The 24,862-nt window shown below is 71.8% G+C and carries 21 protein-coding genes and 3 pseudogenes; 10 read left to right on the top strand and 14 right to left on the bottom strand.

Annotated features, from left to right (window positions below; all coding sequences use genetic code 11):
• A partial coding sequence (locus ABZ340_RS26610; RefSeq protein WP_358784352.1) for a transposase occupies window positions 1-191 on the bottom strand: 191 nt, incomplete at its 3' end.
• Window positions 192-352: 161 nt separating this feature from the next.
• On the opposite strand from ABZ340_RS26610, the pseudogene ABZ340_RS26605 reads away from it, so the two are divergent.
• The 5 genes and pseudogenes from ABZ340_RS26605 to ABZ340_RS26585 all read left to right on the top strand — a co-directional run.
• Window positions 353-1,456: pseudogene (locus tag ABZ340_RS26605) on the top strand (hypothetical protein); the annotation flags it as partial.
• A 592-nt stretch (window positions 1,457-2,048) separates the two neighbouring features.
• The gene (locus tag ABZ340_RS26600) at window positions 2,049-3,125 is read left to right on the top strand and encodes a restriction endonuclease (protein WP_358784351.1); all 1,077 of its coding nucleotides are present in this window, start codon (window positions 2,049-2,051) and stop codon (window positions 3,123-3,125) included.
• A 625-nt stretch (window positions 3,126-3,750) separates the two neighbouring features.
• Window positions 3,751-4,062: a hypothetical protein gene (locus ABZ340_RS26595; protein ID WP_358784350.1), complete on the top strand. Its 312-nt coding sequence runs from the start codon at window positions 3,751-3,753 to the stop codon at window positions 4,060-4,062.
• Complete coding sequence (locus ABZ340_RS26590) at window positions 4,063-4,338, top strand: hypothetical protein (RefSeq protein WP_358784349.1); 276 nt, start codon at window positions 4,063-4,065, stop codon at window positions 4,336-4,338.
• Between the two features lie 167 nt (window positions 4,339-4,505).
• Window positions 4,506-6,734: a hypothetical protein gene (locus tag ABZ340_RS26585; protein ID WP_358784348.1), complete on the top strand. Its 2,229-nt coding sequence runs from the start codon at window positions 4,506-4,508 to the stop codon at window positions 6,732-6,734.
• Window positions 6,735-8,012: 1,278 nt separating this feature from the next.
• Here the strand turns inward: ABZ340_RS26585 and ABZ340_RS26580 are convergent.
• Window positions 8,013-8,648, bottom strand: a pseudogene (locus ABZ340_RS26580) (CatB-related O-acetyltransferase); the annotation flags it as partial.
• Window positions 8,649-9,186: 538 nt separating this feature from the next.
• Between ABZ340_RS26580 and ABZ340_RS26575 the strand changes: the two are divergent.
• Window positions 9,187-9,675, top strand: a complete 489-nt coding sequence (locus tag ABZ340_RS26575; protein WP_358784347.1) for a hypothetical protein — start codon at window positions 9,187-9,189, stop codon at window positions 9,673-9,675.
• Window positions 9,676-9,836: 161 nt separating this feature from the next.
• Window positions 9,837-10,496 (top strand): TetR/AcrR family transcriptional regulator, encoded by a 660-nt coding sequence (locus ABZ340_RS26570; protein WP_358784346.1) that lies wholly within the window; start codon window positions 9,837-9,839, stop codon window positions 10,494-10,496.
• A 203-nt stretch (window positions 10,497-10,699) separates the two neighbouring features.
• Here the strand turns inward: ABZ340_RS26570 and ABZ340_RS26565 are convergent, their stop codons facing one another.
• The 5 genes from ABZ340_RS26565 to ABZ340_RS26545 form a co-directional block, all read right to left on the bottom strand.
• A complete protein-coding gene (locus ABZ340_RS26565) occupies window positions 10,700-10,894 on the bottom strand; it encodes a DUF5302 domain-containing protein (protein WP_358784345.1) in 195 nt (64 codons plus the stop codon).
• The gene (locus ABZ340_RS26560; protein WP_358784354.1) at window positions 10,891-11,184 is read right to left on the bottom strand and encodes a hypothetical protein; all 294 of its coding nucleotides are present in this window, start codon (window positions 11,182-11,184) and stop codon (window positions 10,891-10,893) included. Before ABZ340_RS26560 ends, ABZ340_RS26565 begins: the two co-directional genes overlap by 4 nt.
• Window positions 11,079-12,596, bottom strand: coding sequence for an ATP-binding cassette domain-containing protein (locus ABZ340_RS26555; RefSeq protein ID WP_358784344.1), 1,518 nt, complete (start codon window positions 12,594-12,596; stop codon window positions 11,079-11,081). The genes ABZ340_RS26560 and ABZ340_RS26555 overlap by 106 nt, the downstream gene beginning before the upstream one ends.
• Before the next feature lie 355 nt (window positions 12,597-12,951).
• Window positions 12,952-13,881, bottom strand: a complete 930-nt coding sequence (locus ABZ340_RS26550) for a hypothetical protein (RefSeq protein ID WP_358784343.1) — start codon at window positions 13,879-13,881, stop codon at window positions 12,952-12,954.
• A gap of 154 nt (window positions 13,882-14,035) precedes the next feature.
• Window positions 14,036-15,316 (bottom strand): SGNH/GDSL hydrolase family protein, encoded by a 1,281-nt coding sequence (locus ABZ340_RS26545; protein ID WP_358784342.1) that lies wholly within the window; start codon window positions 15,314-15,316, stop codon window positions 14,036-14,038.
• A 302-nt stretch (window positions 15,317-15,618) separates the two neighbouring features.
• On the opposite strand from ABZ340_RS26545, the pseudogene ABZ340_RS26540 reads away from it, so the two are divergent.
• Window positions 15,619-15,774: pseudogene (locus ABZ340_RS26540) on the top strand (Tn3 family transposase); the annotation flags it as partial.
• A gap of 310 nt (window positions 15,775-16,084) precedes the next feature.
• On the opposite strand, the gene ABZ340_RS26535 reads toward ABZ340_RS26540, so the two are convergent.
• The 6 genes from ABZ340_RS26535 to pqqA form a co-directional block, all read right to left on the bottom strand.
• Complete coding sequence (locus tag ABZ340_RS26535) at window positions 16,085-17,125, bottom strand: transcriptional regulator (RefSeq protein ID WP_358784341.1); 1,041 nt, start codon at window positions 17,123-17,125, stop codon at window positions 16,085-16,087.
• Window positions 17,126-17,306: 181 nt separating this feature from the next.
• Window positions 17,307-18,203 carry a pyrroloquinoline quinone biosynthesis protein PqqB gene (gene pqqB, locus ABZ340_RS26530; protein WP_358784340.1) on the bottom strand — a complete coding sequence of 299 codons (897 nt, stop codon included), beginning with the start codon at window positions 18,201-18,203 and terminating at the stop codon, window positions 17,307-17,309.
• Window positions 18,200-19,294: a pyrroloquinoline quinone biosynthesis protein PqqE gene (gene pqqE, locus ABZ340_RS26525; protein WP_358784339.1), complete on the bottom strand. Its 1,095-nt coding sequence runs from the start codon at window positions 19,292-19,294 to the stop codon at window positions 18,200-18,202. The genes pqqB and pqqE overlap by 4 nt, the downstream gene beginning before the upstream one ends.
• On the bottom strand, window positions 19,287-19,559 hold the full coding sequence (gene pqqD, locus ABZ340_RS26520) for a pyrroloquinoline quinone biosynthesis peptide chaperone PqqD (protein WP_358784338.1): 273 nt from the start codon (window positions 19,557-19,559) through the stop codon (window positions 19,287-19,289). Before pqqD ends, pqqE begins: the two co-directional genes overlap by 8 nt.
• Complete coding sequence (pqqC, locus tag ABZ340_RS26515; RefSeq protein WP_358784337.1) at window positions 19,556-20,278, bottom strand: pyrroloquinoline-quinone synthase PqqC; 723 nt, start codon at window positions 20,276-20,278, stop codon at window positions 19,556-19,558. The genes pqqD and pqqC overlap by 4 nt, the downstream gene beginning before the upstream one ends.
• 33 nt (window positions 20,279-20,311) lie before the next feature.
• Window positions 20,312-20,422 (bottom strand): pyrroloquinoline quinone precursor peptide PqqA, encoded by a 111-nt coding sequence (gene pqqA, locus ABZ340_RS26510; RefSeq protein ID WP_358784336.1) that lies wholly within the window; start codon window positions 20,420-20,422, stop codon window positions 20,312-20,314.
• 425 nt (window positions 20,423-20,847) lie between these two features.
• On the opposite strand from pqqA, the gene ABZ340_RS26505 reads away from it, so the two are divergent.
• Window positions 20,848-22,485 carry an ABC-F family ATP-binding cassette domain-containing protein gene (locus ABZ340_RS26505; protein ID WP_358784335.1) on the top strand — a complete coding sequence of 546 codons (1,638 nt, stop codon included), beginning with the start codon at window positions 20,848-20,850 and terminating at the stop codon, window positions 22,483-22,485.
• Between the two features lie 13 nt (window positions 22,486-22,498).
• Window positions 22,499-24,241, top strand: a complete 1,743-nt coding sequence (locus ABZ340_RS26500) for an ABC-F family ATP-binding cassette domain-containing protein (RefSeq protein WP_358784334.1) — start codon at window positions 22,499-22,501, stop codon at window positions 24,239-24,241.
• On the opposite strand, the gene ABZ340_RS26495 is transcribed toward ABZ340_RS26500, so the two are convergent.
• A complete protein-coding gene (locus tag ABZ340_RS26495; protein ID WP_358784333.1) occupies window positions 24,238-24,792 on the bottom strand; it encodes a hydrolase in 555 nt (184 codons plus the stop codon). The genes ABZ340_RS26500 and ABZ340_RS26495 overlap by 4 nt on opposite strands.
• Window positions 24,793-24,862: the final 70 nt, after the last annotated feature.

The raw sequence follows: 24,862 nt of genomic DNA, 5'->3' as shown, positions 1-24,862 counted from the left end.
TCGCGCTCGGCAGTGGTCAGCCGGTCGTCGCGCTCCCCGGTGTCGGCCCCGGCCTGGCGCACCCACTGCCGCAGGGCTTCTTTGCGGACGCCGAGGTCCCGGGCGACATGCGCGACCGGGCGTCCGCTGGTGCGGACCTCACGGACGGCCCGCTCACGGAGCTCGTCCAGGTACTTACGCGGTGCTGGCACAGCTCGTGGTTCTCCTTCGGGCCAGGACCATAAGCCTGGCTTCAAGGACTCCACGAAACCGAGGTCAGCTCAATGCGGCGGGTTTTCCGGTGCGTGGGTAGGCGGATGGTGCGGGGAGGGGTGCAGTGAAACAGGGCACGGCTGTGCGGGTTTTCGCGGCCATGCTGAAGGCCCTGTACGAGAGGGTGGGTGCGCCCACCCTGTCGGCGCTGGTGCGTCAGGGCAGGTTGCAGCAGCCGCCCGTTGTGCTGAATACGTCCTCGTTGAGTGATTGGCTGGCGGGCCGGTCTGTGCCGTCTCAGCAGCTGGTGGTGCAGTTCCTGGTCGTCGGTCTCGCCCGGCAGGCTCGTCAGGCGGGCCGTGGGGGTGCTCCTGCAGGGTGGGCGAGGTTGTGGGAAGCGGCGGTTGAGGAACGGCGGCAGCAGCGCGGTGGCCGTCCCGGCCGTCGGGTGGCGGACGCTCCCGAGGAGCAGGTGCCTGTCCGTGGCCGGTTCGTGGCCGAGCTGCGGGATGAGGAGGCGTTCGGTGAGTGGGAAGTGCATCGGCCCGTCGATGTGACGGCGGCGGTGCCGGGGGTGCTGCCGCTGTATGTGCGGCGTGCCCACGATGAGGTTCTGCGCTCGGTGGTGGGACAGGCCGGTGGGGGCGCGAGCCGGATGGTGGTGCTGGTCGGTGAATCGTCCTCGGGCAAGACGAGGGCGTGCTGGGAGGCGGTGGCCGAGCCACCGGCCGGGTGGAGGCTGTGGCATCCGCTCGATCCGTCGCCCGCCCAGGCACTGGTGAACGCGCCGGCGGAGGGGATCGCTGGGCGTACCGCGATCTGGCTGAATGAGCTGCAGTGGTACGTGGGCGAGCAGGCTGGGGCGTGCGCCGGGCAGGTGGCGGTTGGTCTGCGGGCGTTGCTGCAGGACAGCACGAGGGGGCCGGTGCTCGTCCTTGGGACGGTGTGGCCGGAGTTTTGGAATGTCCTGACCGCGCCGGCTGTCCCGGGCCAGAGTTCTGGGGATGCGCGGGCCCGGGCGTTGCTGGAGGGCACGAGCGTGTATGTCCCGACTGCGGACGGCGCCGGAGCCGGCCGCCTCGGAGAAGCCATCACCCGCTGGAGTGCCAGCCACGGCTCCAGCGACTCCGTCAACCGGAGCAAGAACGAAGTCCGCCCCAACTGGTACAGCATGACCGCCACCGAGATCTACCCCATCATCACCGCTGACACCGGCGCGAAACACAACGCGGTCCTGATAGAGCCTCAGTCCCTCGCGCTGGCCGCAGCCCGCCTCTGCCACCAGCCCCTGGCCTGGGCCAACCGTACCCGCTACCCCGTCCCCCCTCCACGCCGCACAGCAAATGGACCTCGACCACCCCCAATACCGCCGCAGCTCATTGGCCGACGATCAGAACGCCGAGGCCATCGGCGACGCCAGCCGGGCCGACGACGGAACTCCAGCTGGCGACCGATCCTGATGCCGCCGTGCAGGCATGGTGGCCGGGCCAGCGGCTTGCACGCCGCTGGCCCGGGCACCGCCGTGGAGCTCGCCACTTGCCGCGGCCAGCAACCACGCCTTGACAGGCGCGGAACTCCGCTGAGAGCGGATCCGTGCAAGGCCCACGCCCGCAGGACCGCTGACGACGGCTTCCGGCCCCGGCTCGCCAATAGGCTGCACGCGCAGCCGACTGCTGGGCGTCGGCTCATCAAGGCACCGACGGCCACCTGCCTTACGAGCCCTGGGTACCCAATCATGAGCAGGTTCGCCGCCCGGCCTCCGCACGGCTACGTCGAAGACGCCACCACCTGGAAACACCGCCTCCGCCCCCCAGCAGAGCCGGTCCACCCGATCGCCCTCCCCACCGGGAGATCTCATGGGAGCCTTCCCCACCAGCCGACGCCTCGTTGCCGAACGACTGACCGAGATGGTCGGTTACAGGGCAGGACTGGCCATCATGGAATCCGACATCCTGGCCAGTCTCCGGCGCCACGGCTACTGGCACTTGTATCCGCCGCGCGAGGCGGGGACAGTGCGGATGCGTAGTGAAGCCTACGAAATCATGAGTCGCTGCGTGGCGGACTCCTTCGTCCAGCCCGGTGCGCTGCACGCCATGAGATCCCTCGCCGACCGAGTACGCGACCGGCTGCAGGACGAAGAACTGGCGTGGCAGGTGCTCGGTTTCATCGACACCGTGCTCGCCTTGGGCACCGAGCAAGAGTGGGCGTCGCTCGACGCGGTGGAGGAACGGGGTCGGGAGCTGCTGCGCTTTATGCAGATGGATACTCAGCCACCAGATGTGCGCCGCCGGTTGCGTGAGACAGCCCATCGCTGGCACGGAGATGCCCTTGCTTCAGCCATGGACGCCGTCTTCGAGGTAGAGGACTTCCGGGATGCTTCCAACCCATGGAAGAGGTGGGCGCGTACCGTCGAATGGAGCGATGTCGTGAAGCTGGCCGACCTGTTCACCTCGGACTCAGTGACAGCCTCCTACGGCCGGTTCTTCGACCAGCGGTTCGTCCCTTTCCTGGTCAGCAACTACGAAGAACTCGCCGCTATCCACTGGCGGAAGTTCGAGGCCCTGGTGGCCGAGCACTTTCACCGGTCAGGCTTCCGCGTCGAGCTCGGCCCGGGCTGCAACGACAACGGCGTCGACATCAGGCTCTGGGAATCCGGTCCTGCCACCGATGGCGAATCCCCACCCCTGGTGATCGTGCAGTGCAAGCGTGAGCGCCGCAAGATCAGCAAGGTGGTGGTCAAGGCTCTCGCCGCCGATGTCGCCTGGGAGAAGGCCCGTACCGGACTCTTGGTGGCCACCGTCGACTGGTCACCCGGCGCTCGTGAGGTGGTCCGCACGCGCAACTACCCCGTCGAAGAGATCAATCGTGAAGCAGTACAAGCATGGCTGACCGCTATGCACACGAACAACACCGGCTTGTGGCTGCCCAGCTGATATACCGCAGTCCCTTGGCGACACCGCCTCACCTCCGAGGGCGGGCAGACACGCTACGGGCTGACTGACGGTGAAGCGCAACAGAATTCCGAGCCAGTCGCCGCAGTGCTCGGCGGTGAGTTCCGACGCCGTCGGCCACGCCGAGCGCCTTGTCCAGGGCGGACAGCACGGCACCCGCGGGCCCGGAGCTGGATTCCCGTGCTGATCCGTGCGGGCCGGGCGCCGGAGTTCTGCGCGTATCTCCGCCGGACCCCTGGCCTGCCAGCCGGCCCGATCTGATCAGCTGCCACACGGTGGTGGTCACCGTACAGTCCTGGGAAGGCTGCGACCTCGACCTCACGGGCGTCATCGCGGCACGGTGTCCTTCAACGGCGCGGACTTCCACGGTGGCGCCGTGCCCTTCCACCGCGCAACGCTCTCCGGCGGCGAGGTGCCCTTCCTCGGCATGACGTCCTCCGGCGGCAGCGTGTCCTTCCCGGCGCAACGGGCATGATCCCTGCCTCCAATGATCGAGGCTGGCGACATCGATCGTCTGCGCCGCCTTGCTTGTCCTCTCCTTCCGGAAGCCGATGCCAACACGTGGGCGATAGTGGCCGAAACTGGATGAGCGATGATGGCCGCATGAATGAGCAGTGGGCCGGAGTGGTTGGGTGCAGTCGCAGGCGGAGTTCTGGCCGGTGTTCCGGCGCTGCTGAGCGCTTCGTGGAGTCGCAGGAGCCAGCGTGAGCAGACCCAGGCCCAGCACGTACTCATGGCAGGGCAGCTGCAGTCGGCCCACCTGTTTCAGGCCATGGAACCGCGCAGGCGTGTCTACGGTGACTTCGTCGCCACGGTGCACCGAATGCGCGCCAAGCTGATTGCGGCATGGAGCGATGGGCCCGGTGACGGGTACGGTCGTCTATTTCTGGCCCTCGAAGACGAGGAGTTTATCGAATAGTTGGAGCGTGTCAGAGCTCAAGTGGCGCTGGAGGGGCCCGAGAAAGTCGTCGAGGCGGCCGATCACGTAATGGACGTCATCTCCGCAATGCACGCTCGCGTCCATTCCGTCGTGGAGAGCGACATTATGGCCGAGTTCGCCGCTCACGGTGAGACGGTCAGCATTCCCCCGGAATTGACGGAACTGAAGCAGTGCCTGGACCGCATGATCACAGCGGCGCGGGAGGCCTTGGCGCAGCACGGTGCCGCCGCTCTGTTGCCTGCGTTGCAGCCTTAGCGGACGGCACCCGACGTGCCCAGGCCGTCGTAAGCGATACCGCATTGTCCGGGGTGCGCCGTACGTCGCTCAGGCCTGGTCGCTGAGGCGTGGCGGGTTGTCAGGCAGTCGCTCGTCGGTGTCAGTGGCCACGGCTAGGCTCATCGGCACCGCCAGCGGGAGGTTGTATGACGTACGGTCTGCTGACGCCGGATGTGCCGCTCGGTCCGTTCGAAGGTGCTCGTGTCACCGTGTGGTCGGCGCAGGGCAAGCAAGCGAAACTGCACTCTAAATCCTCGTGCTCGTATCTGCGTTCCGCCCAGGTCACAGAGCTCGAAGTGCGGCTGGAGGCTGCGACGATCAGCCGGCTGTGTGCTCAGTGCGCGGCGTACGGCTCCTGGGCCCGCCCTGGGACGGGACTGGCCCTTTTCCTGGACGCGGTCGCCGGCCTGGGACTGCTGTATGAACTTGAGCGCTGCTGCCAGGGGGACGAAGACACGTTCGGTGACGAGGAGGTGAGGAAAGCAGCGTCTGTACTCCTCAAGGTGTCCTCGGGCACCGAGGAGCAGGCCAGCACCAGCGTCGAGGACGAGGCTGAGGACGCAGCGTGGGAGGAGCTGTGGGATGCCCGGCAGGTGCGGGAGACCGTCTTCGCCGAGTGGCTCGACGCGCTGACCAGCCTGCACCGCGTGTACCAGGTGTTGGACCTGTTTCCCTGGCTCAGGCCCTGGGCCGAACCGAGGGTGCAACGCAAGTCCGATCGTCTTCATGTGCTGCGTGCCCGGGCCGGGCAGTTGGTCGCCTCGGACTCTCTTGTTCTGGCGGCAGCGGTGTCGGCTATGGACGAGCCGGATGTCCCTGCCGATGATCCCGCTTTTGCCCTGCTGGGTGCGTCGGCCGAGGCGGCCAGGGAGCTGATCTCCTTGTGGAAGCGGTGGCGCAGCCGGGTGGAGAGCAGCTGGGATCATCCGCGCGAGCAGGAATACCTCGTCCATCATCTGGCCGGCGGGATGAGCAGTCGGCGCAAGGGACGAGGCCGTATGCTGGAGCAGGCTCAGGCGCTTCTGGGCGTGTGGGAGGCGGCTGCGCGGTCGGCCGTGGCCGGCTGCAGGGGGCGGGTCCTGGTCGCACGTCTGGCCGACGGTGCTCCGGCGCGGCCTGGCGGGGGCGCGTCTGTTTTCGACAAGGTCAGTGAGTGGGAGCGGGGCGTGCTTGCCTCGTACATGGTCTCGGTGGACTGGGAGCGGCCCGCGCGGTTGGCGGTCACGGTTCGGGTGCCGGAAGTGGTGGCCAGCCGTCTGCTGTCGCAGCCCTCTGTGCTCGTCTACGAGGCCCTGGCTGAGGGTACGCCTGGGCGTGAGGCTGACATGGCAGCGCCGGGGGCGGGCGAGGGGCTGCAGCCCGGGGTGTTTGACGACACCCCGGTTCATGGCCGGCGCATGGTAAGGCCGGAGCACCTGCGAGCCCTGAGCGTCGCGGGGGCGGACGCCGAGCAGTTGTATGCGGTACTGGGTGTTGGCACTGGCGTGGAAGTGGTGGCGCTGAGTGTGCTGCAGCAGCGGTGCGCGGCCGGGTGGCAGGGTGTGATCCTCGCCGCCGCCAGCGACCTGCCCGACGCTTTGTTCGAGGCGAGCCCGCACGCCGGGGCCGAGGAGGAGAGCGTGTGGTCTCCCCGCGTGTACGACCCGGAGCACGAGGAGTTCGGCCGCAGCCTGAGCGTGGCAGAGGGTGAGCGAGTGCTGGTACGGCTGTGCGAAGGGCGGCAGAACGTCGGACAGGCGCTGAGGTCTCTGGTGCTGGCGCGGTCGGTGACAGATCTGCGTGATCTTGAGTCGGTCGGGTACGACGAGTGGGGTTATCCGCGCCGGGCCTTCGTACCGGCCGTGTGGAACGGTCTGCCGGCGATGGAGCAGCTGGACCTGGAGCCCTTCGCGTCCGACCCGGACGACGTCTGGCCCGGCGGATCGGGTCTTCCGCTGGGCGTGCTGGCGTCTGTACAGGCGTACACCACGGATGCGTCCGGCCGCTACCAGGGCCGGGCCCACTCCCCCGGTTGCGCACACCGGCGCCCCTATGAGGGCGTCGACCGTCAGGACGACATGGTGACCATCGAAGAACTGCTGGGCAACAAGAGATTCGATCCGTGTAGCAAGTGCGGCGGATACGCGGTGCGCCGTCTCCGTGAGGCCCAGGTCGCCTACTACCGGGCCGCGCACCGGTTGTACAACCTCATCCAGCGTTCCCCTGCTCGCCATGGGAAAGGCGGTACCGAGCAGTTCCGCCGGACGCTCGACGAGCTCAGCGACCTGGATGTGCCAACAGAGGGAGCGTGGTTTCCCATCAGGGAGCATGCCCGTCAGTGGCGAAGGGTCACCCGTCGCCTGCAGGCAGAACTGCAGGCTGCTACTTGCATGTGATCGCGTGATGCGGCGTGCCTCGTGGCCCCGAGGCTGCCGGGGTGCTCCGTCTGCGTCGGCTCCGCGGAGTTGGCCCTCCACCGGGCGGAGTCCTGTCTCATCCTGGGCCGCTCGGCCGGCGTCCGGGCCTGCGCCGTTTCCTCCGTCGCGACTGCGTTCCCGGCACGCCCGGCTTGGCAGTGGCCTTGCTGGTCCTCGCTCAGGCCGAAGTCCGCGACGCTCGTAGGGCGCCGCCCAGCGCGGACACAATGTCCTCGAACGGGTGCCGGCTGCACGGCTGCAGCAGCGCGTTGCCCGGCTATCCGCGAAGGGGGCGACCGCGCACGGCCTGGCCGAGCGGTTGTGTACTCTGCCCACGCCGATCGACGCTCACGGCCGTGCGATCAGCTAACCAGCCTCTTGTCCATTCGCCCGATGAGCTGGTGACTGCCGGGCACGTCGGCCCGGGCACTCATGGCGTGCCCCCGCCGCCGGACCCGGTCGATCTCGGCGGCCATCGCCGGCTGCCGGACGCCGTCCGTTACTGCCGCGACCACGCCATACCGGTCCGGTCGTGGTGCGACCGCACCCGCGACTGCAACCGACGCCTGCCGATGGGGGCAGCACGGGCCGCTTGGAGGAACGCAGGGCGCGCTTGGTGCCTCCGGCCTAACCGGAGCCTGCTCGGCGCCCTGCGACCCCGATGCGGCGTTGGGTCAGGGCGTGTCGACGATTGCCTCGTTGATCAACTTTTCCAGGGTTTCGGGGCGCTGGGTGTGAGCCGAAGGACACTGCTGCGGAATCAGCCTCTTGTTCAGGGTCTCGGCCCACCTCGGCAACGACCCGCGCCCTCACCCGCTGGCGCCGGAGGAAGCAGCCATACAGTCGGGCAGTGCTTCGGAGACCCGGGACGTGGCCTGGGAAGCCCTGCTGCTGTTCGGTGACGCTGCTGTCGCCGGCGCCGCTCGGGAGTGGGCCAGGGCTGTCGCCGATAGGGAACGCTTCGTCGGAGATCAGGTCGGTGACCCGGACGGCTGGTCGAGCTCTGCTCGAGCATCAGCGCCTCGCTCGCGAGAAGTACTACGCGACAGTCAGGCGGGACTTCGCCCTGCCGCCCGGCCATTCGGAACGTTCCGGGTTCAGCCGCACCTGATCACCGGCGCGGCCCCAGGACGGTCCGGGAGGACGCTCACATGCCGGTCCGCTGATCAGCCCGTCCGCTGCCCAGTGGCACCGCGGAAGCCCACGGCTCTGACCGGTGCAGATGTCGTGGGCTTCATGTCGGCCGGGTCCCTGGCCGGGGCTCGCTTTCTCCAGTTCGTCGATGCTGCCTGACATGATCGTGCGGAGGTTTTCCGTGATGTGCTGGAGCGGCCAGTCCCACCAGGCCAGGGCCAGGAGGCGGTCGATGTCGGCGTCGCTGTAGCGGCGACGGATCAGCTTGGCGGGGTTGCCGCCGGCGATGCCGTGGTCGGGGCCGTCGTCGACGACGACGGCCCCGGAGGCGATGATCGCTCCGTGGCCGATACGGACGCCGGGCATCACCATGGACTGGTAGCCGAACCAGACGTCGTTGCCCACCACCGTGTCGCCCCGTCCGGGCAGGCCGGTGATGAGGTCCGCGTGCTCGGCCCAGGAACCGCCCATGATCGGAAAGGGGAACGTCGAGGCTCCGTCCATGCGGTGGTTGGCGCCGTTCATGATGAACCGCACGCCCTCGGCTAGTGCGCAGAACTTCCCGATGAGCAGTCTTTCCGGCCCGTAGTGATACAGCACGTTGCGGGTCTCGAACGCGGTCGGATCATCCGGATCGTCGTGGTACGAGAACTCCCCGACCTCGATCAGCGGTGAGGTGACCAGCGGTTTCAGCAGCACCACGCGCGGCTGCCCGGGCATCGGATGCAGCACGGTCGGGTCGGCGGGTACGGGTGGAATCACCCATCGTTTCCTTCCTGCGGGTTTCTTCTTGCCCCGGTGCTCGCGGACTTGGGGGCTCGGGGTTCGGGGTGGTTCGAGGGGTCTTCGGGGTCCGGGGCGTCAGGCGTCGACGGCGGACGTCGGTGCGGGCGACAGGTGGTCGGCGGGTTCGTCGAGCGGCAGGATCTCCGAGGGCTCGCTGGACGGGCGCACCGGGGCGAGATGCTGCCGCTGCCCGGCGGCGGCCTGCCGACCGGCACCGGGAACCGGTAGCGGTGGAACAGGCCGAGGGGCAGCAGCCGTCCGGCGTGCTCGGCGACATCTCCCGTCCGGCCGCGCGTGAAGGCGGCCGGCAGGGTCTCGCCCGGCGTCGGGCACAACGCTCTGCAGGTGACGGGTCCGCGGTACGGGGGTGAAGCGCAGTGGCTCCGGCGGGGGCGGGACCGGGTCGGCCGGAAGGCGGCGCAGCCGTTCCTCGGTGATGCGCAGCCGGCCGGCCGGTGACTGCTGCACCCGGCCGCCCGTCCGGTCGCGGGCCGTCTTGTCGTGGGCCGTCTTGTGGCCGTCCTTCGTCGCCCGGCCGGGGGCCACCCGGCCGGGCGGTGGCCGCGGCGGCGTCGCGCAGCCGGTCCACGTCGGCCCGCCCCTGGTCGTGCCCCCGGGCCCAGCGCTGCCGGGCCGCCGTCTTCTCGGCGAGGCAGCCGGTGCGCAGCCCGAAGACCGTCGACAGCTCGCCGTACTCGGCGATGCCCGGCTCGTCGCCGCCGGTCATCGCCGCCTCCGGGCGGCGCATCCGCTGTTCGACGGCGCGCGGTTCGCTCAGGGCCCGGTCGACGATCTGCTGGACGGTCGGGTATGGCGGCAACTCGTCCGGGGCCGGATGGCCGACGCCGCCGTCGGCCTGGACGACGGTCTCTTCCCGGACGGGCCGTTCAGGGCCGACGAGCGGGTGCGGCAGGTGCAGCGGGGAGGCCTCCCTGTCGAGAACGGGCCTGCCGTCGAAGGAGTTGCTGACGTCGAGCCCGGTGCACCGGGTGATCTGTAAGGGCATGCGGGCATTCCGAAGCATTCGGGAACGGGGCGGCCGTCGGGGATTGCAGGGCCGGGCGAACGCTTCGGAAGAGCATCGGCGACTCCACTAGTGCGACAACTGATGCATTAAGATACTGGCGTGACGCCGCCCCACTGAGCAACCGGACACCAGCGATGACTTCCTCAGCATCACGACCGGAGAACGCCCCACCGGCCCCACCGGCCCCGTCGGCCCGGCGCCGCCCCGGCGGCCGTACCGCCCGTATCCGTACGCAGGTGCTCGACGCGGTCCTCGGGGAACTCGGTGAGCACGGTTATGACGGGCTCACCATGGAGGCCGTCGCCGCCCGTGCCGGTGTGCACCGCGCGACGGTGTACCGGCGCTGGGGAGACGTCGGCGGCCTGCTCGCCGACGTGCTGGACGCGGTGGGCGACGACGCCTGGCAGCCTCCGGACACCGGCTCCCTCAGAGGGGACCTGGCGAGGCTGAATCATGAGATCCAGGACGCGCTGACCGCCCGGCCGCCGGTCGCGGCGGCCCTGATCGCCGCCTCGTTCCGCTCCGAGCAGGCCGCCCTCGCCCAACGGCGGCTCTGGGAGGACCGGTACGCCCGCTGCGAGATCGTCGTCGGCCGGGCCGTCCGGCGCGGCGAACTCCCTCCGCACACCGACGCCCGGCGCCTGCTCATCGCCGCCACCGCGCCCATCTACCACCAGTTGGTGCTCCTGCGCACGCCACCCGAACCGGACCTGCCCGACCAGGCGGCCGCGACCGCCGCCCTCGCCGCGTCCGCCGGCGCCTTCACCGGGCCCCCGCCGACCGGCGACGGCTGACGGTCCCGGACCCGTGGTCCCGCCCCGCGGCCGAGCAGGGGCGGATGCCCGCCCGCGCCGGGAACGGCAAGGACCTCCGCCACTTCCAGCCCCCCCGCTCATCGAGCAGGCGGCGGGCGCCGGCGCCCGCCCGGTGAGCGCGGCGGGCGCCGGCCTGCCCGTGGAGACACGGGAGTGGTCGCACTCGCGGCGCGACTCTCCGGTCAGCCGGATTTGCGGCGGAACTTGCGGTTCTGTCCCTTGGGGCCGCTGAAGCCCTTGATCTTCTGGCGGCCGTCCTGGTGTGCCTGCTGGGACCGGCTGAGGCCGGCCTTGCGTTCCAGGGCCTCCTGGAACTTGCGCTTGGCCTCCGCGTCGGCGGTTTCCTTCTCGTTCTTCGGTGCGGGTGTGTCGGTCATGTACCGGCTCCTGTTCTTTGTCGTGGGTGGGGGGCGGCGTGGCTGCCGGGGCGGCGGCCGCGCCGGGTCTCAGGGGTCGGGGACGGCGCCGCGTCCCGCGGTGGGAGGGCCATGTGGTCGCCCGGCCAGCGGGCACGCAGGCGGCGGTCGTGGGAGACCAGGAGCAAGGTGCCGGGGCAGGCGGTCAGGGCTTCCTCCAGGTCTTCGACGAGGGACGGGGAGAGGCGGTTGGTGGGCTCGTCCAGGAGGAGGACGTCGCTGGGGCGGCTCGGCAGACGGGCCAGGGCCAGGCGCTGGCGCTGGCCGGTGGAGAGGCCGGTGACCCGGTCCGTGAGGCGGTCGAGGGTGAACAGGCCCAGCGGGAGCAGGCGTTCGGCATGGTCCTCGGGGGGCCCGGGAGGCCGCGCGCGTAGGCCTGGAGGAGCGTTTCGCCGGGGCGGCCCGGGGCGTGTTCCTGCGGGAGGCGACCGATCCGGCCGCGGCGGGTGACCCGGCCGGTGCCGGGGGCGATGTCGCCGGCCAGGACGCGGAGCAGGGTGCTCTTGCCGGTGCCGTTGCCGCCGGTGATCAGGAGGCGGTCGCCCGCCTTGACGGTGAGGTCGGTGGCGGGCAGGCGGCCGGTGACGGTGACGCCGGCGGTGTCCAGCACCGTGCCGGTGAGCCGGCCGGAGCGCAGGACGGGGGTGAAGCGCAGGGGCTCGGGCGGTGCCGGCACGGGGTCGGCGAGCAGGCGCCTGAGGCGTTCCTCCGCGTTGCGCACCCGGCCGGCGAGGGACTGCTGGACGCGGCCGGCCGCACGGTCGTAGGCCATCTTGTTGTTGTCGGTGGCGGCGCGGCCGGGGGCGACGCGGCGGGCCGCGGTCGCCGCGGTCTCGCGCAGGGTGGCCACGTCGGCCTCCCAGCAGGCGTGTTCCTGCGCCCAGCGCTGCCGGGCCGCCGCCTTCTCGGTGAGGTAGCCGGCGTAGCCGTTGCCGTAGCGGGTGACGGTGCGGCGGTCGCCGTCGGCCTCCAGCAGGGTGGTGGCGACCCGGTCGAGGAAGGCGCGGTCGTGGGAGACCGCGACGGTGGTGCCGCGCCGGGTGCGCAGGTGGTCCTCGAGCCAGGTGAGGGCGTTCGCGTCGAGGTGGTTGGTGGGCTCGTCCAGGAGCAGCACCTCAGGCGAGGCGGCGAGGAGGGCGGCCAGGCGCGGGCGGACCTGTTCGCCGCCGGAGAGATCGCCGATGGCGCGGTCGCGGGGCAGGTGGCCGAGGCCGAGGCCGTGCAGGGCGCGTTCGACGCGGGCGCCGGCCTCGTAGCCGCCGCGCAGCTCGAAGGCGGTCAGCAGGTCCCCGTCCTCGGTGAGGACCCCGTCGGCCTCGGTGAGGACTCCGTCGGCCATGGCGGTCTCGAGGTCGCGCAGCCGGCGTTCGATGGCGCGCAGCTCACTCGGGGCGTCGTCGACGGCCTGCCGGACGGTGTGGTCCGCGGGGAGCCCGCCGTCCTGGGGGAGGTGGCCGACGCCGCCGTCCGCCTGGACGGTCGTCTCGCCGCTGTCGGGCTGTTCCACCTGGGCGAGCAGGCGCAGCAGGGTGGTTTTGCCCGATCCGTTCTCCCCGATGACGCCGGTGCGTTCACCCGTGGTGAGGGTGCAGGTGACGGAGTCGAGGACGAGCCGGCCTTGGTACGACTTGCTGACGACGCGGGCGCTGATCTGCGTGGGCAAGGGGGTGCTCCATGACGGCGTTCGTGAGGGGAACGGCCCCGGTGGGCCGCGGAGTCGGGTGAGCGCCCCGGATGAGCATGACCACCACCGCTTCTTTAATACGACAACGGTTGCATTAGGGATGCTGTCATGGTGGCGGTGGTGAGGGCAAGCGGGTTTTCCGGTGCGGGATCCGACGCCCCGTCTCGTCCCCGCGGCAGCACCATCCGCCGGCAGTCGGGCCCCCTGGCCGCGATCAGCGCGGCGGTGACCCGCGCCGGCGCCCCCGTCCGCCCCGGACCCCGCCGACGTGCGCTGACGTGGTCGTGGTCGTGGTCGCGGTCGCCGTGCCTGGGCGGCATGCGGTGCGCGGGAGTCACCGTGCGGCGGCGGGAGTGCCGGGCAGGGCGGCGGCCGGCACCGGGTGCGGGCGTGCGGCTACGACGCCGCAGGTCTCGGTCAGATGGCGGGCGCGTTCCCCGAACGCGGTAGCGAGGTGGGAGTCGCCGAGCAGGTGCGCGGCGCGGCCGAGGTCGGTGTAGGCGCGGGCGAGTTCCAGACGGTCGCCCGAGACGCGCAGCAGCGCGACGGCCTGGGCGAGGGTCGCCGGTCTGCGGGCGGGGCTCTCGGTGGCGGCCCGCAGACGCAGGGCCGTGCCGCGGTCCCGCGGTCCCGTCGGGCCGGCGGTGGTGAGCTGCTCGGCCAGCAGCGCGGCGGCGGTGTCCGGGCGGCCGAGCGCCAGCAGCGCTTCCGCGGCACCGATGCGCCAGGCGACCGCGGGCGCGCGGCCGGGGCCGTGGCGGCGGACCCGTCTGCCGATGTCCAGGAACACGGCGAGGGCCGCGCGGTGACGCCGTGCGGCCAGGTGGTGGCTCCCCTGCGCGCGGAGGTGGGCGAGGACGTGGGCGTGGTGGGGGCCGGGGGCGGAAGGGCCGTCGTCGGCGGGCTGGTCGAGGTGCAGGAAGTGGGCGGCTTCGGACAGGCGGCCCTGGGCGGTCAGGGTCTCGGCGAGGACCGCGGCGGGCCGCAGGCGGTGGGCCGGGCCCAGGGGCGCGGCCGTACGGAGGGCGGCGGTGGCGTGCTGCTCCGCCGCGGCCGGGTCGCCCTGCCGCAGGAGGGCTTCGGCGCGCAGTGCGCCGAACGTGACGGCCCAGGCGGGACATCCGGCCTGGGCGGCGCGGTGTTGCAGACCGGCGCAGTGGGCCGCGGCCCGGTGCGGGTGGCCGGCCTGCAGGAGGTTCTCGATCTGTTGCAGCCGGCGCCCGAACGGGGCCGAACGCCAGGAGGATCGCGCGAGTCCAGCCATGTCACCCAGTCAAACCCCGGGTGCGCCCGGGACGCCACCCCGCTCCGGCGGGCCTCGAGGGGTGGTGCGGCGGAGTTCGAGGTGCGCTGAACGCGGGGCCGGTGACCGGGCGCGCGGAGGCGGCCCGGCCGGTGCCGTACGCTGCGTGTTCCGCTCAGCGCAGGAGGCACAGCGGGAACGCCTGGGCCATCGCCGCCATGCCCGCGTCGTTGGGGTGCAGACCGTCTCCGCTGTCGTACACGGGGAGCAGCCGGCCGGGCCGGCCGGGGTCGCGGACCGCGGCGTCGAAGTCCACCACTCCGTCGAACGCGCCGCTCGTGCGGATCCAGTCGTTGACGGCCTGCCGTGTCGACTCCCGCTGCGGGGTGTGGTAGCCGAGGGTGTCGCCCTCGAAGGGCAGGATCGTCGCGCCGAAGATCTCCAGGCCGTTCCGGTGGGCGCGCCGGATCAGCTGCTGGTACCCGTCGATGAGTTCGGCTGCCGTCACCTCCTCGGAGGCGGGCGCGGCGCTGCCCGGCTGGCCCAGGTCGTTGACTCCGAGGAGTACGGTGACGGCACGTGCCCCGGGCTGCCCCAGGACGTCCCGGTCGAACCTCTTCAGACCGCTCTCACCGAAGTACGCGGCGAAGGTCTCGGCGGGCGAACCCGGGTCCGGGTTCGGGTCCCGCAGCAGGCGGTTGCCGCCGATGCCGGCGTTCACGACGCCTGTGCCGGCCAGCCGCTCGTCCCGACGCAGCCGTTCGGCGAGCAGGTCGGGCCAGCGGTGGTCGGCGCCGACCTCGGTGCGTTCGCCGTCGGTGATGGAGTCGCCGAGCGTCACCAGCGCCGAATCCGCCCTGCCGCTGCCGCTGTCGACGGCCACGCCCGACAGGAAGTGCCACGACGTGGTGGTCGAGACCGGTACGAGGTCGGGCTTGCCCGTGACATCGCCGTCCGCCACGTAACTGCGCTGGTACGCCGCCGAGTGCACGGTGTCGGCGGGAGTGCGCTGCGGCAGATACAGGCTGATCACGAGGTCGCCGCCCGCGGTCGTCGGCAGCTCGACCGGGTCGCTCCAGCGCTGTGTGCCCGGCTCGAGCGTCGTCGACGAGCTGCCGCCGAAGCGCAGCACCCGGTCGGTGCCGGGATCGACGGCCGTCGCGGGACCGTCCGCCGCCGGGCGGGCGGCATGCGCCTCGCCGATCGTCAGCGGCGTCGTACCGAACTCGTTGGTGAAGCGCACGCGCACGCTGTCCCCGGCGACGGACAGGTGCACCTTCTGCCGCAGCGTCTGGTCCTCGTACACCGTGGAGTCGGTGGCGGGCACAGCGGTGGGCGAGGCCGCCCAGGTGCCGATGGGGATGTCCGTCGCGCCGTGCGCGGCGGGCGCCGGTGCGAGAACGGAGACGAGAACCGTGAGGGGCAGACTCAGCAGTGCGCGGATGCGTCTGCGCATGAGGCATCGGCCTTTCGGTGGGTGGCGGGGTGGGTGGTGGGACGGCCGCGAGCGACCGTAGGGAGACGGCCGGGGCCCGTCAACACCGTTGCGGGGCACCGCCGAACCCCCCGGCCGGGCCCGAAGGCCGCACCGGCCCGGCCATGGGGCGTCAGTGCGGCGAAGACACCGCTCTGCGCGCCCGGATGCCGGGCGCGGGGACGGGTCGGCCGCTCCGCTCGGTGCCGACCGTGTCTCGTGCGACGCTCCGGCCGTCCTCGAGGCATGTGCCGGTGCCGGGCCGCCCGGCGCCCGGCGCCCGGAAGTACTTCGGCCGGCGGGGCGGCGCCACCTGGCTGAACATGATCAACGACCAAGCGGCGGGGCTGGGCGGGAACGTGGTGCCCGGCACCCCGCGCGACTCGCTGTACGTACTGGGCGTTCTCTGCGACGGCGACGGCGGCAAGGCTGAACGGCCCTCTGAACTGCGCGCCGGGCGAAAGATCACACCGCTCGGCTGTCTCCGCCTCACAGTGGTGACCATGCCGGACCGCGTAGCCGTCCTGTCCGACAGCCAGGGAGTCCCAGCGACGCCGACGCCCTCGCAGCCTTCACCCCACGGGACGGACGCGACCACAGCCCGTGACACTCGCTCCCCGTCCACGACAGCGCGCAGCCGAACACCGACTGCACGATCAACGGCGCCTGCCGATCTCAGCCCTCTTCAACCGCCCGGCCGCGGCGGTTGAACGCCCGTCCGGGCGGCGACACGACGTCACGCGTGCGCTCTCAGTCGTCGGACCCCCCGACCTCTCGCGCGAACTCCGCCCACATGTCCGCGTACTTCCTCGCCAGGTCGGCCACCAGGTCCGTGCAGTGCGAGGGCACCGCCTCGGCCATCATCAGCAGTTCCCGTCGCTCCACGGCGCTGCGCTGCAGCCAGCGCAGCAGTTGGCGGCCGCTCTCCTTGTGCCGCAACGACGGGTCGCGCAGGAGCTTGTCCATCGGCGAGTCGCCGGCCGGGCGGACCGGGCGGACCACACTCACGGTCTCCCCGGCCGCGCCGTCCCGCGTGCTCGCACGGCTCTCGGCGGCGGCCGGCCGTTTCCCGTCCCGTTCCGGTACGGGGGACCGGCCGGAGGCGAGTCGTCTGCGGACGTCGCTGACCGTCGCCGGTGAGATGCCGACGTGCCGGGCCACCTCGCGCAGTGAGGCGTGGGGGCGCTCCGTCAGCAGTTCGGCGGCCCGCCGGCGGCCCGCCGCGCCGTCCAGCGGCCGGACCTTGCCGTCCGTGCCCCTGCGGGCCTTCGGGTACGGCGTCACCCCGGTCGAGGCGGACCGCAGTGCCGCCACGGTCCGGGGGCTGATCCCGGCGGTGCGTGCCACCGCCCGGTCCGACAGGTGCGGCCATTGGGCGAGGATGCGCTCCGCCGCGGCCCAGCGGTCCTCCCGGGAGAGCGGGAGGCCGTGCGCCATGTTCGACCGGACCGCGAGGAGGAACGCCTCCTCGGCCGCGCCGTCGAAGAACCTCACCCCGATGGTCGCGCGGCCCTTCGCGCAGGCGGCCATGATGCGGTGCATGCCGTCGATCACCCGCATCGTGGACCGCTCCACGAGGATCGGCGGAAGCGAGTCGTCGAGCTCTGCCAGCCGGGCGACGTGCGCGGCGTCCTCCCCTCGCAGCCGGGGAGAGTAACCGGGCACGAGCGACGAGATGGGCACGTGTTCGACGTTCTGATCGAGGGTCCCCGCCAGAGCCGCCGCCGTCATCGTCAGGGCGTCGGAACGCTCTCGCGCCGGCGCGGAGAGAAGTGCTTCGGAATCGGGCATGTGACTGACTCAGCTCCCCCCAATTTCAGCTCCTGGGTCAGGTCGCTCCATTGCATTCGTATGTTCACGCAGGACTTCTGTCCGGCTTCTGCACGGTACACAGGTCCGGCCTTCGCCGGTAACGCGGCGCGTGGAGCCCGGAGCCGGAATGGGTGGAGGGTCGCTGGAGAACGGCCGGCGCTCACAGAACGAGTTCACTGCCGTCCGGCAATACCTCCGCGCCGGCCCGTCGCGCCGCCGCGCGGGCGGAGGAGGACGGGTCGAGGAGGGGGTTGGTGTTGTTGAGGTGGGTGTAGATCCGGCGCAGGCCCGGATGGCGGGCGAGGGCGGCCAGGCTGCCGCCGGGGCCGGCCACGGGCAGATGGCCCATCAGAGGCTGCCCGGCGTCCTCCGAGCGCACCGCCGCCCCCAGTTCGCCGGCGCTGAAGAAGGTCCCGTCCAGCAGGGCGCAGGATGCCGAGGCCAGCAGGTCGTCGAAGCCGTCCGGCCAGGTGGCCAGGCAGGGGGCGTAGACCAGTGCTCCGCCGGTCGCCGTGTCCTGGATGCGGTAGGCGCTCACCCAGGGGGCGTCCGGGGCGGGAGTGCCGACGTACTTGGGGGCCTTGGCGCTGACGGGGTGCGCGGTGACGAGGAGCCCGCCGGTCAGCTCGAAGCCGCCGGGGGCGGTGCTGTCCCGCCAGTCCCACGGCGCGTAGCGGTCCAGCAGGCCGCGCAGGGGCAGGTCGGCGGTGAGCGCGCCGCGTACCGGGGGCGCGGCGTGCACGGTCAGTCCCGTGCCGCCGCGCAGGACGGTCAGCCCCAGGGCGTGGTCGGCCTCGGCGTCGGTGAGCAGCACACCGCGCACGGGGGTGTCGCGCGGGCCGGGGCCGGGAGCCAGGGCGGGTGCGGCGAGGAGCTGGGTGCGGATGTCCGGGGAGGCGTTGAGCAGCCACCAGTCGCGTCCGTTGCCGCTGACGGCGACGCACTCCTGGGAGCGCGCGGGCAGCTCGCCGCGGTGACAGCGGGCGCACAGCGCGCAGGCGCAGTTCCACTGCGGGAAGCCCCCGCCTGCGGCGGTGCCGAGCAGGATCACCTTCACGGCGCCACCGGCCCCCGCGGGACGAACGCCGGTGCCGCGCCGTCGGTGACCTCCGCCAGTGCCGCGTCGACCAGCGGCCGGTGCGGGGAGAGGCCGCAGACCGGGTCCGTGGCCGCGGCGTCGCCCGTGAGCTGGAACGCCTGGCAGCGGCAGCCACCGTGGTCGGTGTGGCGCTCCGGGCAGGTGCGGCACGGTCCGCGCATCCAGTCGGTGCCCCGGTAGGCGTTGAACGCCTCCGAGGCGTACCAGATCTCCGCCAGCGGGCGGCGCAGCGCGTTCTCCACCGGGAGGGTGGTGATGGCGTACGCCGCGGGACACGGCAGCACGTCGCCGGTAGGGGTGACGGTGAGCTGGGTGTTGCCCCAGCCGTCCATGCACGGTTTGGGCCGGTCGTCGTAGTAGTCGGCCGCGACGTAAACCAGTTCGGGGCCGCCCGCGTGCTTCGCCCGGGCGCGCCGTACCGCCTGCCGCGCGGCGGCGAGCTGGTCCCGGGTGGGCATCAGCGCGGCGCGATTGCGCAGACCCCAGCCGTAGTACTGGGTGTTGGCCAGCTCGATCCGGTCGGCGCCCAGGCCGACGGCGAGGTCCACGATCCGTTCCACGCGGTCGATGTTCCGGCGGTGGAGGACGACGTTCACGGTGAGCGGCAGGCCGGCGGCGGTGACCGCCTCGGCGGCCTTGAGCTTGGCAGCGTGCACCCGGGCTCCGGCGACCCGGTCGCCCAGGTCGGGGTCGGCGTCCTGGAGGGAGAGCTGGACGTGGTCGGTGCCTCGTTGCGCCAGGTTCCGCGCGCGGTCGGCGGTCAGGCCGACGCCGCTGGTGACCAGGTTGACGTAGGCGCCGAGCTCCCGAGCGTGGCCGACCAGGTCCGGCAGGTCCGGGCGGGCCAGCGGCTCGCCGCCGGAGAAGTGCATCTGCACGACGCCGAGCTCGCGGGCCTGGGTGAGGATGTCCGACCACTGCTCGCGGGTCAGCTCCTCGGACCGGCGGACGAGCTCCAGGGGGTTGGAGCAGTAGGGACAGTGCAGCGGGCAGCGGTGGGTCAGCTCGATCAGCATCCCCAGCGGGGCACGGGCGGACGGGTCAGCCATCCAGGTCCACCACCCGGTGCTCCGCCAGCCGCAGCAGCAGCTCGGAGACGTCCTCGACGCTGACGCCCTCGTACTCCTCGGCGAGGCGTTCGACGATACGGCCGAGGGTGGAGGCGCCGTCGCAGTGGGCGAGCACCGCCGCCGCGGTGTCGTTCAGGACGACCACGCGTTCGGGCAGCAGGGCCAGCTCGCCGCGTACCGGATCGCTGGTCAGCCGCACTCCGGTGCGCAGGCGCGGCACGGTGGGCTCGGGCAGGCCGGTCATGACCGCGGGGCTCCGTTTCCCGTGTGGTAGTCGAGCGAGTCCAGGACGGCGTTCAGCACCTGGCACTTGAACGCCAGTGCCCTGACGCAGGCGTCCTGCTGTTCCCGGGTGACGGCGTGCCGTGCCACCAGGTCGAGCAGCGAACGGCCCTCAGGGCCCACCACCTCGATGCGCGCGGTGAAGTACGCGAAGCCCTCCTCGGCGATCCACGGGTAGTGCTCCCTGAGCCGGCCCAGCCGGTGGGCGAGCAGGCCCGGGGAGAAGAGCTCGGTCAGCCCCGACGCGGCCGCCTCCAGCCAGGGGCGGCTCCGGGCGAAGTTCACGTAGGCGTCCACGGCGAAGCGCGTGCCCGGAAGGACGAGGCGCTCGTCGAGCACCTCGTCCTTGCGGAGCCCGACCGCTTCGGCCAGACGCAGCCATTTCTCCGCACCGCCCGAGGAAGCGTCCGTCCCGTCGTGGTAGACGATCCTGGACAGCCACTGGCGCCGCACGTCGGGCAGGGGGCAGTTGGCCACGATCGCGGCGTCCTTCTGCGGCAGGCACCGCTGGTAGTACCAGCGGTTGGCCGCCCACAGCCGCAGCTCCCCCTCGTCCAGCCGCCCTTCGTGCATCCGCTGGTGGAACGGGTGCCGGTCCCAGTACGACGACTTGAGCGCGTGGAGCGCCTGCCTGAAATCGGCCTCGCTGTAAGGGGCGTCGGCCTCGAGCGTCACGGACATCGATATGCCTGCGTCCTTTCCGGCAGGGGTGTGTCAGTCGCGGCGGCTGAAGTAGGCGGTCACTTCCATGCCGGTGTCGATGGTGACGAAATCGGGACGGTGCCATTCCTTCTTGGCGCCGAGTTCCTTCTCGGGGGTTCGCATGCCCATGGTGCTCCTTATTGCGAGACGTTTTCCGGGTGAGCGAGGGCGACAGTAATGACGCTCGCGAAGGGATGGCAATGGCAGGCCCTGGAGTTCGGCACCGGATGCGCTTGAATTCCACTCGATTCCCGGTGGAGAGCATCCGGGTGAACAATGCGGCGTGCGGTGGAAGGGGCGTATGTGCGTGGCCGGTGGCGCCCGGCGTCAACTTCCTCTTCTGGTACGGTGATGCGCAGATGGTGTACACGAAGGAAGGTAGCCGTGGTTATCGCGGGTGACGACGACATCACCGGGTGATCCCCGGATGTCGACTGCCACCGCTGTGCACCCGGAGTGCGCAGTGCCGTGGCCGTACCTCCACGTGCTCTGACCACCCCCCGCCCGGGCGCCCCGGTGCGTCCGCATCATCTGCGAGGCCTGCGCGTATGTCCGACGCCAACATCGTCTGCTCGAATCTCTCCTTCTCCTGGCCCGACGGCACCCCCGTGTTCCAGGACCTGTCCTGGGCCGTGGGCGTCGGCCGCACCGGTCTGGTCGCACCGAACGGTGCGGGCAAGTCCACCCTGCTCAAGCTGATCGCTGGCGAACTCCGCCCGAACCGCGGGGCCGTGACCGTCCAGGGCCTGCTCGGCTACCTCCCCCAGAGCCTGCCCCTGACCGGCGACCTGACCGTGGCCGAGGTGCTCGGCATAGCCCCGGTCGTCGAGGCGCTGGACGCCATCGCGTCCGGGGACGTGAGCGAGGAGCACTTCGCCACGGTCGGCGACGACTGGGACATCGAGGAACGCAGCCAGGTCCAGCTCGACCGGCTGGGGCTCGGCGGCGTTCCGCTGTCCCAGCGGCTGCGCGCCCTCAGCGGCGGCCAGGTCGTCTCCCTCGGCCTCGCGACCCAGCTGCTCAGGCAGCCCGACGTACTGCTGCTCGACGAACCCACCAACAACCTCGACCTGGACTCCCGCCGTCGGCTCTACCAGGTGCTGGAGAACTGGAACGGCTGTCTGCTGGTGGTCAGCCACGACCGGGCGCTGCTCGACCGCATGGACTGCATCGCCGAGCTGGAATCCGGCGAGATGCGGCTGTACGGCGGCAACTACACCGACTACGAAGAGGCCGTGCGCGCCGAGCAGGAGACCGCCGAGAAGAACATCCGGACCGCCGAGCAGCAGGTCAAGCGGGAGAAGCGGGAGGTACAGCAGGCCCGTGAGCGGGCCGCGCGCCGAGCCGGTGTCGGACTCAAGGCCGCCCGCAAGGGCAGCATCTCCAGGATGGCCGCGGGCACCCTCAAGCGGCGCGCCCAGGAGTCGGCGGGCAAGGCGAACGACATGCACGGTCAGCGGCTGGCCGACGCCAGGGCCCGGCTGGACGAGGCGAGCCGGGCCCTGCGCGACGACCGCAGCATCTCGCTGGAGCTGCCCGACACCAAGGTTCCGGCGGGCCGCACCGTCTTCCTCGGCGAGGGGATCAACGTCCGGTACGGCGGGCGGCCGCTCTTCGCCGGCGAGGGCGTCAGCCTCACCGTCCGGGGGCCCGAGCGGATCGCGCTGACCGGCCGCAACGGCGCCGGAAAGTCCACCCTGCTGCGGGTGATCAGCGGGGAGCTCGAGGCGGAGCACACGGTGTTCAAGCGGGCCGAGGGCCGTGTCGCCTATCTCTCCCAGCGGCTGGACACGCTGCCGCTGGACCGCACCGTCGCGCAGTGCATGGCCGACTACGCGCCGCTCAAGCCCGAGGCGGAGCGGATGACCCTGCTGGCCCGCTTCCTCTTCCGCGGGCCCGCCGCGCACCTCCCGGTCGGGGCCCTGTCGGGGGGTGAGAGGCTGCGCGCCACCCTGGCCTGTGTCCTGGGTGCCGAGCCCGCGCCGCAACTGCTGCTGCTCGACGAGCCGACCAACAACCTCGACCTCGACAGCGTCGAGCAGCTCGAGGGGGCCCTCAACTCGTACGAGGGCGCGTTCGTCGTGGTCAGCCACGACGAACGGTTCATCAAGGAGATCGGGGTGAACCGCTGGCTGCGGGTGTCCGACGGCCGCCTGCTCGAGACGGGGGCGCCCGGCGATGAGTGAGGCGTCCTCGCACGTGACCGGAGGGCAGGACATCCTGTCCGCCGACCACCGCTCGGCGCACCTCCTCGCCGAGGACCTGCACTGCGTGCTGGGGGACCGCGTGGTGCTGCGCGACGTGTCGCTCACGGTCTCCGGGGGCGAGCGGGTGGGGCTGATCGGTGAGAACGGCCGGGGCAAGTCGACCCTGCTGCGCGTCCTCGCCGGCGAGCTCGCACCGCAGCGCGGCCAGGTGGTGCGCGCGGTGACGGGCCGGGTGGGGTTCCTTCCCCAGCAGCCGGACTTCCCGGCCGGCTCCACCATCGAGGACGTACTCGCGCGGGCGACGGCCGCGATCGGGGAACTGTCCGCGCGGATGCACGCCGCGGAGCGGCGGATGTCGTCCGAGGACGGCCGCGGTCTGCAGGCCGTGATGGAGGAGTACGGCCGGCTGCAGGAGGAGTTCGGCCGCCGCGGCGGCTGGGAGCTGGGCGCCCGCATCGGTGAGGTGCTGGACGTCTTCGGCCTGGCCGGGCTGGAGCGGAGCCGCCGCGTCCAGACCCTCTCGGGTGGTGAACGGGCCCGGCTGGCACTGGCCTCGCTGGTCCTCGACGAACCGGCCGGGCTGCTGCTCGACGAGCCCACCAACCACCTCGACGACCGGGCGGTGGACTGGCTGGTCCAGTGGCTCGCGGCGTACCAGGGCCCCTGCCTGATCGCCTCGCACGACCGGGCGCTGCTCGACACGGCCGTCACCGCCATCGTCGACCTCGACGGCCCGGAGGGCTCGACCGTGCGCTACGGCGGCGGCTACCGCGACTACCTCGACGACCGTGCCGCGGCCCGGGAGCGCTGGTGGCAGCGGTACCGCGCATGGGACCGGGAGCTGGCCGAGGCCCGGCGGCGGCTGGACAGGGCCCAGGCCGGCGGCCGCGTCTTCGCGGGCAGAGCCGACAACGACAAACTGTCCTACAACGCCATGGGGAGCGCCGCCGAGGCCGCCGTCGCCCGCAGGACCCGCGCCGCCCAGCAGCATCTGCGGCAGCTTCTCCAGGACGCGGTGCCGCGTCCGCCCGAGCCCCTCGACTTCGCTCCCCCGCAGGCCGCCGACGGGACCGGTGGGATCCCGGAGCCGGCCGACGGCGTGCTGCTGCGGGCCACCGGCCTGGCCGTCGGGACGGTGCTGCGGGGAGCGGAGCTGACGCTGGCCGCCGGCAGCCGTCATGTGATCAGCGGTCCGAACGGCGCGGGCAAGTCGACGCTGCTGTCGGTGCTGGCGGGTGAGCGGGCCCCGGACGCCGGAGTGGTGGAGCGCGCGCCGGGGCTGCGCATCGGGCATCTGCCGCAGGACAGCGACTTCGGCGCGGAACGGCGCCCTCTGCTGGAGGCGTTCGCCGCGCGCCGCGCGGCCCATGCCGAGGACGCCGCGGCCGAGCTGACCAGGTTCGGTCTGTTCGGCCCGGAGGACTTCTCCACCCCGGCGAACCGGCTGTCCGTGGGCCAGTGGCGGCGCCTGGAACTCGCGCTGCTCTTCGCCCGGCGGCCGCATCTGCTGCTGCTCGACGAACCCACCAACCACCTGAGCCTGGTGCTGGTCGAGCAGTTGCTGAAGGCGGTGGAACGCTTCGCGGGCCCGGTCGTGACCGTCACCCACGACCGGGCCCTGCGCGAGCGCCACCGCGACCGGCTCCTGGAGCTGTCCGGCGGGCGGCTGGTCCGGCCGGCCCCAGGGACCCGGGCCCGGCCGCGCCGCCCCGCGCGTGACGCGCCGCCCGGCTAGCGGATGTAGCGCCCGTCCAGGTACTTCTTGGCCAGTTCGAGGTAGCGGGCGTCCTCGGAGTTGCGGATCAGCTCGAAGAAGAACATCTCCCGCGTGATGAGATGCGCCCCGAGCTGCCGCAGGCGGTCCAGGCCCAGCTCGTGGTCCGCTTGGTTGCGGGCGGAGACGGTGTCGGCCAGCACGAACACCGTCCTGCCCTGCTCCAGCAGGCTCAGCGCCGACTGGAGGACGACCACGTGTGTCTCCGCACCGGCCAGCACGTACTGGTCGCGGCCGGTCTCCGCCACATGGCGGGTGATGTGCTCCTCCCGCAGGAAGTCGAAGTGCTCCTTCTCCAGCCGGGGCGCGCCCTCGGCCGCCTCGTGCAGCGACAGGGAGAGTCCGCCCAGCTTCTTGTGCTCGGTCAGCAGCAGCGGAAGGTCGAACTCCCGCGCCACCTCCGCCACCCAGCAGGTGTTGTGCAGCAGCTGGGTGCCCTCCAGCAGCAGTGGGATGAGCTCCAGCTGCATGTCGAAGAGGACGACCGCCGCCTTGTCCGCGCGTACCAGCATGTCCGCAACCGATCCGTTCCGTTGAGAGGTTGTGCCGAGGAGTGGTGTGTCCGGGTGCCGCACGGCGTGC

Origin of the sequence: Streptomyces sp. NPDC006134 (genome assembly GCF_040628835.1) — a bacterium.
Taxonomy (GTDB): Bacteria; Actinomycetota; Actinomycetes; order Streptomycetales; family Streptomycetaceae; genus Streptomyces.
The sequence above is the reverse complement of the archived record's forward strand: the minus strand, read 5'-3'. Positions and strand labels throughout refer to the sequence as shown.

Coding starts and splice junctions, on each gene's coding strand:
- ABZ340_RS26535 (WP_358784341.1), bottom strand. CDS start 17,125: ATGCCCGATTCCGAAGCACTTCTCTCCGCGCCGGCGCGAGAGCGTTCC.
- ABZ340_RS26570 (WP_358784346.1), top strand. CDS start 9,837: ATGACTTCCTCAGCATCACGACCGGAGAACGCCCCACCGGCCCCACCG.
- ABZ340_RS26550 (WP_358784343.1), bottom strand. CDS start 13,881: ATGGCTGGACTCGCGCGATCCTCCTGGCGTTCGGCCCCGTTCGGGCGC.
- ABZ340_RS26565 (WP_358784345.1), bottom strand. CDS start 10,894: ATGACCGACACACCCGCACCGAAGAACGAGAAGGAAACCGCCGACGCG.
- ABZ340_RS26495 (WP_358784333.1), bottom strand. CDS start 24,792: ATGCTGGTACGCGCGGACAAGGCGGCGGTCGTCCTCTTCGACATGCAG.
- ABZ340_RS26585 (WP_358784348.1), top strand. CDS start 4,506: ATGACGTACGGTCTGCTGACGCCGGATGTGCCGCTCGGTCCGTTCGAA.
- pqqA (WP_358784336.1), bottom strand. CDS start 20,422: ATGCGAACCCCCGAGAAGGAACTCGGCGCCAAGAAGGAATGGCACCGT.
- pqqC (WP_358784337.1), bottom strand. CDS start 20,278: ATGTCCGTGACGCTCGAGGCCGACGCCCCTTACAGCGAGGCCGATTTC.
- pqqD (WP_358784338.1), bottom strand. CDS start 19,559: ATGACCGGCCTGCCCGAGCCCACCGTGCCGCGCCTGCGCACCGGAGTG.
- ABZ340_RS26595 (WP_358784350.1), top strand. CDS start 3,751: ATGAGCAGTGGGCCGGAGTGGTTGGGTGCAGTCGCAGGCGGAGTTCTG.
- ABZ340_RS26600 (WP_358784351.1), top strand. CDS start 2,049: ATGGGAGCCTTCCCCACCAGCCGACGCCTCGTTGCCGAACGACTGACC.
- pqqE (WP_358784339.1), bottom strand. CDS start 19,294: ATGGCTGACCCGTCCGCCCGTGCCCCGCTGGGGATGCTGATCGAGCTG.
- ABZ340_RS26545 (WP_358784342.1), bottom strand. CDS start 15,316: ATGCGCAGACGCATCCGCGCACTGCTGAGTCTGCCCCTCACGGTTCTC.
- ABZ340_RS26505 (WP_358784335.1), top strand. CDS start 20,848: ATGTCCGACGCCAACATCGTCTGCTCGAATCTCTCCTTCTCCTGGCCC.